Origin of the sequence: Pseudoalteromonas byunsanensis, from assembly GCF_001854475.1 — a bacterium.
GTDB lineage: Bacteria > Pseudomonadota > Gammaproteobacteria > Enterobacterales > Alteromonadaceae > Pseudoalteromonas > Pseudoalteromonas byunsanensis.
The window spans coordinates 172902-185197 of record NZ_MNAN01000027.1 but is presented as its reverse complement, the minus strand read 5'-3'; the positions used below and the strand labels follow the sequence as shown (position 1 = coordinate 185197).

The 12296-nt window shown below is 39.7% G+C and carries 12 protein-coding genes; 3 read left to right on the top strand and 9 right to left on the bottom strand.

Annotated elements, in window-relative coordinates; all coding sequences use genetic code 11:
• The first annotated feature begins 193 nt into the window (after positions 1 to 193).
• Positions 194 to 721 (top strand): hypothetical protein, encoded by a 528-nt coding sequence (locus tag BIW53_RS06805; protein ID WP_070991116.1) that lies wholly within the window; start codon positions 194 to 196, stop codon positions 719 to 721.
• Positions 722 to 777: 56 nt separating this feature from the next.
• Here the strand turns inward: BIW53_RS06805 and BIW53_RS06800 are convergent, their stop codons facing one another.
• The 5 genes from BIW53_RS06800 to BIW53_RS06780 all read right to left on the bottom strand — a co-directional run bounded on the left by BIW53_RS06800 (position 778) and on the right by BIW53_RS06780 (position 5333).
• A complete protein-coding gene (locus BIW53_RS06800; RefSeq protein ID WP_070991115.1) occupies positions 778 to 1284 on the bottom strand; it encodes a flagellar protein FlhE in 507 nt (168 codons plus the stop codon).
• An 817-nt stretch (positions 1285 to 2101) separates the two neighbouring features.
• Positions 2102 to 3397, bottom strand: a complete 1296-nt coding sequence (locus BIW53_RS06795) for an ATP-binding protein (protein ID WP_070991114.1) — start codon at positions 3395 to 3397, stop codon at positions 2102 to 2104.
• Entirely contained in the window at positions 3397 to 4098 is a 702-nt protein-coding gene (locus tag BIW53_RS06790; protein ID WP_070991113.1) for a response regulator, read from the bottom strand. Before BIW53_RS06790 ends, BIW53_RS06795 begins: the two co-directional genes overlap by 1 nt.
• 2 nt (positions 4099 to 4100) lie before the next feature.
• A complete protein-coding gene (locus BIW53_RS06785) occupies positions 4101 to 4490 on the bottom strand; it encodes a DUF3019 domain-containing protein (RefSeq protein ID WP_070991112.1) in 390 nt (129 codons plus the stop codon).
• A gap of 9 nt (positions 4491 to 4499) precedes the next feature.
• The gene (locus BIW53_RS06780; RefSeq protein ID WP_070991111.1) at positions 4500 to 5333 is read right to left on the bottom strand and encodes a MipA/OmpV family protein; all 834 of its coding nucleotides are present in this window, start codon (positions 5331 to 5333) and stop codon (positions 4500 to 4502) included.
• Between the two features lie 233 nt (positions 5334 to 5566).
• Here BIW53_RS06780 and BIW53_RS06775 point away from each other — a divergent pair, with 233 nt between their 5' ends.
• On the top strand, positions 5567 to 6718 hold the full coding sequence (locus BIW53_RS06775; RefSeq protein WP_070991110.1) for a serine hydrolase domain-containing protein: 1152 nt from the start codon (positions 5567 to 5569) through the stop codon (positions 6716 to 6718).
• 255 nt (positions 6719 to 6973) lie between these two features.
• On the opposite strand, the gene BIW53_RS06770 is transcribed toward BIW53_RS06775, so the two are convergent.
• The 4 genes from BIW53_RS06770 to selD form a co-directional block, all read right to left on the bottom strand.
• On the bottom strand, positions 6974 to 7996 hold the full coding sequence (locus tag BIW53_RS06770) for a hypothetical protein (protein WP_070991109.1): 1023 nt from the start codon (positions 7994 to 7996) through the stop codon (positions 6974 to 6976).
• Between the two features lie 278 nt (positions 7997 to 8274).
• Positions 8275 to 9420, bottom strand: coding sequence for a cysteine desulfurase family protein (locus BIW53_RS06765; RefSeq protein ID WP_070991108.1), 1146 nt, complete (start codon positions 9418 to 9420; stop codon positions 8275 to 8277).
• Positions 9421 to 9494: 74 nt separating this feature from the next.
• A complete protein-coding gene (locus tag BIW53_RS06760) occupies positions 9495 to 10262 on the bottom strand; it encodes a sulfite exporter TauE/SafE family protein (protein WP_070991107.1) in 768 nt (255 codons plus the stop codon).
• Positions 10259 to 11308: a selenide, water dikinase SelD gene (selD, locus tag BIW53_RS06755; RefSeq protein WP_070991106.1), complete on the bottom strand. Its 1050-nt coding sequence runs from the start codon at positions 11306 to 11308 to the stop codon at positions 10259 to 10261. The genes BIW53_RS06760 and selD overlap by 4 nt, the downstream gene beginning before the upstream one ends.
• 785 nt (positions 11309 to 12093) lie before the next feature.
• Between selD and BIW53_RS06750 the strand changes: the two genes are divergently transcribed.
• Entirely contained in the window at positions 12094 to 12294 is a 201-nt protein-coding gene (locus tag BIW53_RS06750; RefSeq protein WP_070991105.1) for a hypothetical protein, read from the top strand.
• The last annotated feature ends 2 nt before the right edge of the window (positions 12295 to 12296 follow it).

Sequence of the window (12296 nt, the reverse complement as noted above, 5' to 3'; positions counted from 1 at the left end):
CCTCATAAAGGCTAGTAGAAAATTTATATATATTTGTAAATATTTGGTTCGTAAATTGCTAATAACTTGAGTGCGGCATGGCTTTGGCACTCATTATTAGCAGCGTTACATATTCAAGTGGCAAAAGATTGCCTAAAACGGCAAACAGATTGAAAGATCTGCTAAGTCTACAGCAATGTAAGAGGGAATTTTTATGTATGTAAATAATTATACAGCAACCAACTATGTAAATAGAGCAAGCAACACAACAGTTGATTCGGCTGAAAGAGCGGCAAATTCGCAAGTACACAATAGTGGCTCTGCACCTGAAGTCGATAACAGAGACAGTTACGTCAAATATATAAATTCAGCCAGCGAGGAACAGTTGGCAGGATCTATTGATGCAATTAAAAAATATGGGCCTCCAGTAGCCATGTTTAGAATGAGCGATATTGTAAATGCAGCGAATCAAGACGAAATGCATGGCCGTATTGGCAGGGCGATTGATCACTTTGATGTAGAGGCACAGCAATATCACACACAGGAGCTCGCAATTATTAATGAAGGTGAGCAAGCTGGAAAGTCTTCAAAGGAAATTCTACAAGAGATTGTCGCGTTGCGCGATCAACAATCAGAGTTATTCAAGATGGGGACTAATTGGGGAAGCAAAGGGCTTGCTCATCCTGACAATTATGAGAAGTTGGTTGCAGCAACGCCAAATTACGTTAATGTTTATGCGTAGCTGGATTAATAAATGTGCAGTTTAACTTCTAAATAGACTGCACATACAACACAAGCTTATTGATACGTGACTGCTACAGAACCATTTTGTCCATACATGGTTGGGCTTAATGTCCCACTTCCAGGCATGTAGAATAAGAATTGCCAAGATGTTGAGGCTGAGACATTGGCCCCTTCTAGGTTTGCTCCAGCACCAAAGTTGCCACTTACATCAATACATCTGCCTTGTGCTGTTTCACACAAATAGGTAATAAGACTTGAATTATAATTAAAGATATTCCATTGCCATGTGATGTTAGTAACTTTTGATGTTGAAGGGGTATTCGCAGATGGAGACATAATAGGTCCGCGGTAAACTTGACCCGCACTTCTAATTGTTGGGTTGGTTACTACATCTGTCCAAGCGCCTGATGCGACAAATGCCTCTATACCACCCTCTGATTTTAGAGGTAATGGCTTACCCAACTCAAGAAGTGTTACATCATTGATGCTGAAAGTCTCCTCGCTTGTGAAGGCTGAAGTAGAAGCCAAAGTAAGAGCAAGTAAAATTATATTTTTCTTCATTCTATCGATCCTTAATATTTAAATTATGAACCCACGACAATGCTCGTGGGCCTTGAAAATATGCCAACAGTAAAAATGATATGCAACAAGTTTTACGTTTTTGTTTTTTAAATGTTTCTTTTGTGTGTTTTTTTGGGCTTTAGTTTGACTGTTTAGACTTTTAATCTAGGTAATGAATTGAAAAATAAATAAATTTAGCCTTTATTTCACTCTAGGGGTATAAAGTGGGGTATCGCCACTTTTGCCCATGTTAATAGTTTAATAGAAACAAAAGCTTAAGCTCTTTATGGGCGGCATGATGTGATAAACATCACCTCCTAAGCACTAAACGCTTTAGGAAAACCCTAACATTTTGATGTTAGGGTTTTTTTGTGTCTGAAATTTGCTAAAGCTTCATTATTTTAGGGGTATAAAGTGGGGTATTGATTAAACGCCCATGTGTTGTTTTTAGGGCATTAAAAGTGCGCTATAAGGTTTTGTATTACTTTCTTTTAATGTCTCATGTTAAGGGGGATGGGGGTGTTCTAGTGCGGACCTGCTGTGTTCTAACTTACTTTTTTCAACACTTTGCCCAATATGGTGGAGCTTGGACATAATGGTGTATTTTCACACACCTCATTGCTAAGAATTCCAATCCTATATTTACAAAGTTCTGCGAAAACATTGGTTCAATTACCTTATAGCAATGGTCAATTTTCGCTTACTTTGGGTGAACACCAATCGTTAAATGTAACGGTATCGGTTGGCCGATTAATTTATGAACCGCAAGTTGTTTTTAGGACGAAATGTGCGTTTGGAGGTGACAGCGCCATATCTTCTATTTTTGATTGCTAGATCCCTTCAGAGGAAGTGGCAAAGTCAGCACAAAACATGCTCCACCGAGTTGCTCACACCGTCTTACGTGAATTGTGCCGTCTAGCCAATGAGTAATTCGTTCAACTAACGCTAAACCAATACCGAACCCGCGTTGACTGGCTGGAGTTTGCCCAGTGAGTCTTACAAACGGTTGGAAAATTTTACAACTGTCTTCGTGACTAATTCCTTTTCCATCATCACTTATTCTAAGAGTACAGTTATTTTGTTGGTGGGTGAGTTCAACTTGTACATGGTTATTACAATGTTTAAGCGCATTATTAAGTAAATTACTTAGCAATAAACTGAGGTATTGCTCGTTTCCAAGCACTGCGATGTGAGTTGGTTCATTGACCAGTACGCAGCGTGGATCTTCGAATTTAATTATTTGCTCCTTAATGAGCGCACTTAAATTTACCGCTGTTTTATTGGTCGTATCGAGAGTATGTTGTAGGCGAGAGAAATTAAGGAGAGCGTTGATGAGGGCTTCCATATGATCAAGGTTTTGATTTATCCGTATTTCGTAGTCTTCTCTAAGAGTGGGGTCATTGCTGTCACACAATGTGTCTAGTCCCATTCTGACCCTTGCAAGTGGAGTTCTTAACTCATGTGATAAGCCCCCCGATAGCAAACGCATATCATTCATGAGCTGAGCTAAACGGGTGGCCATGTGATTAAACGTTTGTTCGATATCTTTCAAATACCACAAAGAGCCAACTGGCAATCGTGCATTTAAATGACCACTGGCAAAAGCGAGCGCTATATTTCTTAAGCGATATAGGCGCAATATAAACGGCGCTAAGAAAGCAAATATCAATGATAATACAATGAAATAGAACCCCCCAGTGAGAAGCCATGGGTTTATAAACTGCTTAGATGTTGTGTGTTGAGTAACCAATAAAGCCGTTTCACTGTCGAGCAGCGAGTAGGCACTAAGCCCTTCGTTTGATTCCAGAATAATGACCCTCTCAGCTGTTACCTTGGCCATTAAGCTATTTGGCAATGGGTAATCGCGTAGGGCCTGTAAGGTGTAATGCAACTGAGACTCAGCTGAAAGTGAACTTAGCCATGTGCTTATTTGGTTGGTAGGTATTCCGTTTTCAACAGCGCTAATTATCAACTTACTGTGTTCAATTAATGCCTGTTGCTGATGGTGTTCGGAGGGGGAGTCGGACTCAGCTACCACTGCATCGAAGAGCAGGCCAATACCAATACTGCTGATAAAGATAACACAAAGTAATGCAAGTACGAACCGCCACATTATTGCCAAACCTCGGCGGCTAATAAGTAACCTTTACCCCAAATGGTTTTGACTTTGTATGGTTCGCAGGCGTCATCTAAGAGTTTTTTGCGTAGTCTTGAGATACGTAAATCAATGCTTCTATCCAAGCCATCGTATTCATATCCACGCAGTTGTTGATAAAGGGACTCTCGGCTTACAACCTGCCCAGCGTGTTTGGCAAGGATCCAAAGGATATCAAACTCATTGCTAGATAGTTTTAGCGAGTTGTTATTGAGTGTTACCGCTCGCGTTGGTTTGCAGATCTGTAAGTGACCTAGCGTGATAGTGTCTTGCTCAACGTGCGACGATAAAGATGGAGAAGCTCGACGTAATAGTGATTTGATTCGAGTTTCGAGCAACCGACCACGCACAGGTTTGGTCAAGTAATCGTCTGCGCCCATCTCTAAACCGAGAATCTCATCTATTTCTTCATCACGAGCAGTGAGCATAATGATAGGTACGGCTGATTTCAATCGCAATAATTTACAAACTTCTAAGCCATCCATTGAAGGTAACATACCATCTAAAATGATGAGATCGGGTGTCGAGACAGACAATGCTTGATAGGCTTGAAGCCCATCATAGTAAATATTGACGTTATAGTTTTTCGCACAGAGGTAGTCACGGATCCAATGTGCTAATTCTTTGTCATCTTCAACAAGTGCGATTGAAATCATAATGTTTAAAACATGCGCCAGCGCATGGCCTTATTGTTATTTTTCTTATGTACCCAAGCGTAACGTATCGTGTGTGTCTGTAGCACCTGTCGATCTTTGTTTTGCAAAGAGATAATTAAATCATTGTGCACTGATAGTGATTTTTTCAGTTGCCCTCGAGTTTGATTTTGCCAGCATTCGAGTTGCAGCTCGTTTGCATAAAGACAGACTGTTTGCTTCTGTGCTAATTGCCATGTAACGTCGAGTTCTAAGTAGCACATTTCCCCTTGGTTTAAAGTTGTGCATTGTTTAGGTGATACATTTAACTCGAACGGTGGCGGATTTTGTTGCGCTAAGCTGCTTGGTGCACTAATGAGAAGCGGCAGAATAAGAGAAGTACGTATAAATAATGTCATCGTCCTCTCCTAAAACACGTAACTAATAGAGAGGTTCAGTGCGGAGCGTTTATCGCTGCGGTTCTCGTTATACTTAAGAATGTTCTGAGTATAGGGACTTTCGACAATACTATCCGCATAGTCAGTATAACTGAAGAAGCTTTCGACTAACCAGTGTTCAGAAATGGGTTTTTTAATGCCCAACTTGTAAATGACATTGATGCCGCCATCTGCTTGATAAGTTAAGTGATGATTGGCAGTTTCAGGTACACCATAATAATAGTTGAGAAGGTCTTCATTGCGATATTGCACGCCGAGTGAACCATATAAATGCCAGTTCTGTAGTTGCCAACTTTTAGCCAGCCAAGCCGCAGCGTAGCGTCCTCCGCGAAAGTCCATTTTGTTACTATTTATGCCGTAAACAATCATAGTATCGAAACCAGCTAGGGTGCCTGTGGCCCTAAGCCCCAAGTATGGCGTAGCACTTTTATTAAAACTATCGCCTTGATAGTGGTACTTTAGAGAGCCATGAGCAGAAGATAAGATAGCATCAAACTCCCAATCTCCAATGTTGGCAACGTTATAACCTGCGGTAAATTGGTTTTCGAATTTATTGGTTTGGCCGGGATATTCGACGAACAGACCGCTTTCGAAATAATAGGCGCCACGAAGTTGCGCAGAGACCGCAAGCTCTTTTTCTTGATATAGCCCTTGTTGATATTGAAGTGATAATCCTGCCGACAAATAGCCGCCGCTCTCGCGTTTCTCACTGAATGTCTTCAACCAACTCGTTGCATCGACTGGTTCGTCAGCAGAGCTGATTGCGCTGCACAAAAGCAGGGGAGTTAATAATAGCGTTTTCATTGCAATTTCTTATGTTTGTTAATTTGCATTTAGGATAAAGCGGTAATACGAATTAAACCGTATCAGGTTCTCTCAAACTGTATCAATGTGTATCAGAAAGTGCGCAGATGCGGCGTTAAGTATGATTAACAAAGGATTTAGATACAATTCGCTACAATATATCTTATGTCGTTACAGTACAAAAGTGCTCATTTTATTAGTCTACGTGCAATTTGACAAAGTAAGGACATTACATGAACACGCAATCTTTCTATTTAGCTTTAACCAGCTGCGCAGTGACATTGGCCTTAAGTGCGTGCGGCGCAAGTAATAAAGCTGCCCCACAAATTGCTGAGCCAACTCCGTTAGTCATCGACTTTCAAGCGTTGCTTGATAGCAGCGTAAAAGGTGAAATTCCGGGTGTCGTACTGTACGTCGATTCACCCTCGCGACATTTCTATGGCGCGGCGGGCATTGCTGATTTAGATGAGCAAACGCCTATGCAAATCGATGCGCGCATTCCAAATGGCAGTGCAGGTAAGAAGCTTACCGCACTGTTAGCGGCAATGCTGGTAGATGAGCAGCTGCTTGATTTAGATGCCCCGATCTCACATTACCTGCCAGAAAACGTTACCACACAGATTGAATTTGCTGATGACATGACTGCTAGACATTTGTTGCAACACTCAGCAGGACTATTCGATTATCTTAATGACTCGGATGGGGCATTTTACAATGCTGTATTAAACGATCCATTTTCATTAAAAACAGATAGTTATGCTATGCAATTTGTCTATGGGCAAGGCGCTCATTTTGCGCCAGGAGAAGGTTGGAGATATTCAAATTCTGGTTACTTAGTAACGGGGCTTATTCTTGATAACATACTAGGTGAGCATCATTCTAGAGCGATGAGGAGGCAGGTTTTTGAACCATTTGGTCTTAGCAGCATGAGTTATGGCGGAATTGAAAAAGACTTTGCTGCTATCAATTCCGGTTACTTTTTGAATGTAAATGAACGGATAAATACTAAACCTTACTACCTAAATATTGGCGTTGCGGATGCTCCCGTGGTTGGCACAGCGAAAGATATGGCCGATTTACTTAGAATTATCGTCAGTGGCGAACAGTTGAGCCGGGTTTCTTATAATTTATTAATGGGAGAAGATAGTTTCATCCCAACAGGGATCGATGACTTGGAATACAGTTTAGGTTTATTTAAAGAAGTGATAAATGGTAAAGAGGTTATTCATCATAACGGCTCGGAACTCGGATACGCAACCTACAATTTTTATATCAAAGAATCATCGACATCGGTCGCTATCTTAGTCAATTGTAATGGCTACGAAGCTTGTGACAAAGAGCATAAAGTACTTTATAACCAAGTTCTGAGAGAGTTGTTAAAATAAATTTCACTGAAAGGTGTTTGATTTATAATTGAAAATATTTCAAAATCGCTATTTAGAAAAACCCTAGCAGTTTGATGTAAGGGTTTTTTTATGTCTGAAATTTGCTAAAGCTTCATTTTTTTAGGGGTATAAAGTGGGGGGATCGATTTAACGCCCATGTGTTGTTTTTAGAGCATAAAAAGTGCGCTGCAAAGTTTTGCATTAGTTTCTTTTAATGCCTTATATTTAGGGATGCTGGTAGTGGCTCTTGATATATCATCCTGCCTTAGGAGTTAACACTTCACAAGAAGGCGCTTCACCATCAAGTTTCATATAATGGAGGCTTGAACTTGCTGGGCCTGTTTGATTGATAAATGAAACGATGACTTCATTACCATTAAATGTTTGAGCACTTGGTTTAGCGACATTGTATTTTTTGTCATCTAACAGGACTTCTTCGACTCCTAGGTTACCTTGGTGGTCAGTGCACCTTCGAGATAGGATAAGCCTTTCATCATTTTCCGCTTGTTTGACAAAATACACGTCTACATTGCCATCACTCCTGAGTAGGGTAAACGCGTCGTGAATGTTCTTGTGTTCTGCAATTCGCTTGGGCTGAGAGACTGAACCACTTTTATCTAGAATAGAAAAATATACCTGCATATTGTGCAAATCAGGCCCTGCCTGATAAGTCGAAATTAAACGACCATCTCCAAAACTCGAAATATCGGGCATGGTGCCCACAGTGATACTTTGTTCACCAACAAAATTTAAACCATCCTTACTCTTGGCAACAAATATATTGCTTTTTCCAGCTCGATAAGTCGCGAGTACTTTACCATCAGTTAGACTTTTAAATCTAAGAAGTGAACCAACACTTAAGCCTCTGGGCATTACCACTTTTTCGATAGCATTATTCTCGGTGTTTACTCTCAATACTGAACCATTTTTACCCCAATATTTTTGTGATGTGACGATGTATAGGTACTTATTTGACACAAATGATGGCAGAGCAGTCAGATTATATTTCTTGGCCAGATTAAGCTCTTCTCGTTGTGGCGTCGGCTCGCCATTTAAGAGGTTTGCGTTATAAACCTCAGCATGTTTGAAGTCTGCATCATATATTTCGTAGAACACTTTTACAGTGGAGCCAGCAACAGAGATAGTCGAAAACCCAATATATTGAGTACCGGTATCTACAGGAAGTACTTTTGACTCATTTGCATACGCAACTACACAGCCAAACAAGCAGCAAATTTTTATAAAATTCGTTATACCTAACCCAAATATTACACGCATATTTTTTCCTTTAATTACACTTTTTCCAGCATGAAGAGAAAACTCCTCAAGGTTGTTGTTTGCATTTGTGTTTTTGAAAATAAGTGCACTATCTTTCTTAGGTGCTTAAGCTCCACATGGGCGGCATGATGTGAGCATCACCTCCAGCATCTAGCAATAAAAACCCGGCACTTGCCGAGTTTTTATTATAGAGTTAATTAGTCCTGAAAGGCGGTTGATGCTTGTTACCTAAGCTCGTAATGTTTCAACGTGCTGATGGGGTTAGTGTAGCCGTAATATCAAGCGACTAAGTCATCTAATGCCAGTCCTTCTAACAAGAATAAGAGCCTATCATAGTGGGCTTTAGATGCGTTTAAGCCTAAGCTGATACGGATAGTTTCTTGTGCGAGTGCTTCATCGTAGCCTAAATGTAATGCTGTTTTGGAAGCCTTATTTTTCTTATCGGAGCATGCAGAACCAGAAGTAACTAAGATATTTTCTTGATCAAACACATTCAATATTTTGTTTCTCTTTAGACCGGCAATTGAGCAAAAAGTGATACCGGGTACTCGAACGATATCTTCTCCAAAGATCTCGCTGGCTGGAAATTTTTCTTTTAATGCACGTTCAAAGGTTTGTTGCGCTTCCTTGACCGAGCTATGTGCCTGCATATCTATATGGGCAGCCTTTAATGCGATTGCAAGCGAATAGATCCCTAAATAATTTTGTGTTCCAGCTCTGAGTGCATGTTCTTGCCCTCCACCTAGCATGAGTGGGTTAAATCGCCAGGGATCGCCTATCAATAAAAAGCCAGTACCCGGAAGCGCTCCAAACTTGTGACCAGACCCCACGGCATAATCAATATTACTTCCCTCAAAATCAAAAGGAACTTTACCGATTAATTGTGTAGTATCGCAATAATACTGTGCATTATAACGATGGCATAAGGCACCTATTTGCTGGTAATTTTGGATAACTCCTGTTTCGTTATGAGCGGCCATTACTGCTACTAAGCTATTCTTTTTACTACATCCTTCCAGTTTTTTTTGTAGATCGCTCAGATCCAACAAGCCATTTTTTAAATGTGCAATCTCAACTGTCTCAATACCTTTCTTTTGGTAGTACTCGACGTTTTCTATGGTGGCAGAATGCTCTAGTGGAGAGTAAAAAATAATCGACTCTTCAATAGGAGCATTTTCAAACATATGAAAAAATACTGAACGTATTCCTTCTGTAGAGCCACTATTAAAAATAATATTGTCTGCGTCACTATTGAGGAGCGCACAGAGCACTCCACGACTTTCTTCAATTTCGCCAAACAGCTTACTGCCTAAACGGTGACCTGAGTTAGGGTTAGCAAACTTATTCAATTTGAGATGCTCATTGAGTAATTCGATCACTTCAGGCTTTACAGGTGCTGAGCCACTGATGTCTGCGTTAATCATAATTTTCCTTAATAATGCGCTTATTTAGTATCTACCTAAAAAAGCTGAATAAACGTGATGACATATTCGATTTTTTAAAAAGCCATAGAGATGATTTTTATAGAGCTGAAAAAAACGAATACATTGATGCATTTCCTTAAAATCGTTTCATTAAGTTTTAAGGAGATAATTGCGCCTATTTTTGCGCCTACAAAAATACCAGCAACCAAATATGCACATAGCGACCAATCAAGCGTGCCACTGAGTGCTCTACCAGAAAACAAACTGATTGAGGAAAGAAGGCCGATAATGGGCGCGGATGCGATCGCAACTTTGGGGTTACAACGAAAGATATAAATCATGACCGGCAGGTAAATAAAGCCTCCACCTTGTCCAACGGCTCCGCACATCAAACCAAGTATGATGCCCATCAAAGGTAATGTAAGAGAGCTTTGTATATTGATATCTTCAAAAAATGTGAAAAACCATTTATCAAAAATAGTAATTATCACTGAGCAAATAGCTAAAACTGAAAAGACAATCAGCACTATTTGATCGGGAATATGTAACGCAAAGAATGAGATAACCAAACTTGCAATGCCCATGGGGACACCAAACCGATAAATTACGGTATTGTTGCGCATACTATTTTTGGCATGATGAAACATCGCACTCGCTGATCCAAAAAAGCTTTGAGCGGTTGTTAAGCCTGTAATGGTTAGCAAAGGAAGTTGTATACTGGTAAGTAGAGGCATGAAAATGATAAGTAGAGGGGCCAACAAAATGCCGCCACCAATACCTAATAGCCCAGAAAGGCATCCCGTCAGGATGCCAAAAAATCCAACTAGTAACTCTTGATTCATTTTAAAACTATTTTCCCTGAACCAGTGCTCACTTTGCCGATAATATGAAATTGATCTGGGTGACTTTGTGATAGTTCATGGAGTTGATTATCGTAAGTTTGTTGATCAACAGTAATTAATAGCCCGCCGTTGGTTTGAGGATCATGTAAAAGTAGTTTTAGTTCTTCACTGATATGTTCCTCATAATTTAAGTACTTAGCATAACGACTGATGTTGTTATACGTGCCACTAGGATTTTTAGTTGCGGCAATACAAATATCTTTCACACCGCTAATTAATGGCACATCTTGTGTGTTGATGTGCACATCGAAGCTAGAGTTTTCAACCATCTCACTCAAATGCCCTATGAGACCAAACCCAGTAATATCAGTCATTGAATGCACACCAGAGAGTTTACCGAGCTCATATCCAATATTATTGACTCGGGTGATATACTCAATAGTCTGCTCTGTTAAATCCTTTTCATTTAGCAGTTCCATTTTTAATGCATTGGATAGTACACCGATGCCAACGGGTTTGGTGATGATAACCAAGTCGTCAACCTGTGGTGTATTATTACGCTTGATGTGATGTTCTTCAGCTTCTCCTATCACGGAGAAACCATAAAGTGGCTGTGCATTTTTGATGGTATGCCCCCCCACATTTTTTGCGCCACATTGGGCCAGTACTTCTTGTGCTCCTTTGATCATATCCTCTACGTAGTGCATTGGAATATCATCTGGTGGAAAGGCCAATATAGAGTTCACAATTAGGGGTTTGCCGCCGGTGGCATAGATGTCACTTAGTGCATTTGCAGCTGCAATTTTACCGAACAAATATGGGGAGCTTACAGTCGAGCTGAAAAAGTCCGTAGAAAAAAGTAAGTGTTTATTGCCAAAGTGGTATACCGCGCAATCATCAGATGTTTCAAAGCCTAATAGCACATTAGGGTCAACAGAGTCGTTGTTCTGACTGGTAGTTTTTAAAATCTTCCCTAACATATTAGGTGGGATCTTACATCCACATCCACCTGACTCTGAAAATTCTAGTAAGTTACAACTGGTCATAAATATTCCTTATATTTTTATCAAAATCAATTTCCTTACAGGTGAAAATATTAATAATTTAATGTTTCATTTTTTTTATACTTTTATTGCACTAGTATTCCTTTTTGCTTTTTATTTTTTCCTTACAAAGCTATTTAATTATATGGAGTTAGAGGTTTGATTTTGTGACTGTGATAAATTTATTTTTTATATATGTCTGAATTATTTCAGTATAAAAAATTGTGGTTGCATGTTCTGTGACGGTTTCGTATCAGTAAAATCGAGCTCTGTATGTGAGTGAATGAGATAATATAAAGCTCTGCGATGAGCAATGTGGTCTACTTGAATTGTTAATAAAATGTTTTGTATGGGCATGGTTTACAATACAAAAATAAGTACATCTAAAGATGGATTTTTGTAGTTCAGCGGTTTATCGCTCTCACCTTTACTTGGATTTGATAAAGCCATTAGCGCTTGTCGAAAAAGCGTTGTGTAGATTAAGGTGGAGGGGGCATTTTGCAACTAATGAATTAATAGCAATAGAATAACAAAAATAGCAAAGTAATATGAAAACTATACTCTTTGTCATGCTATCGGTGTTGAGTATTGGGGGTTATGCGGGTGAATTAACAAGCGCAAGCAGCAAAAAACCAAAGAAAAAGAATTGTAAATCAACGTCTTATATTATTCAGTGTTAATAAAAGACTCGCAGGTGGTGGATGTTGACGCGCTATTTGCTAATTTTACCGATGACTTTGAATAGACCCACGAAGTATACGGTGGCACATATTCAAAGCAGCATTTGTATGATAATTACGTTAAATTTCTCAACGCTGGGAATTATAAACGCACGACACCACGATATTAAGATAGTGACTATGATAGCAGGTCATGATGCCGTTTCTGTAGAGCGACAGCAAATCCACGAAGGAAAAACCGAAAACCACTTAACAGTGCTTGAGTTTAAAGGGCAAAAAGTGTCGAAAATTATTGAGTACTGGAAATAAAA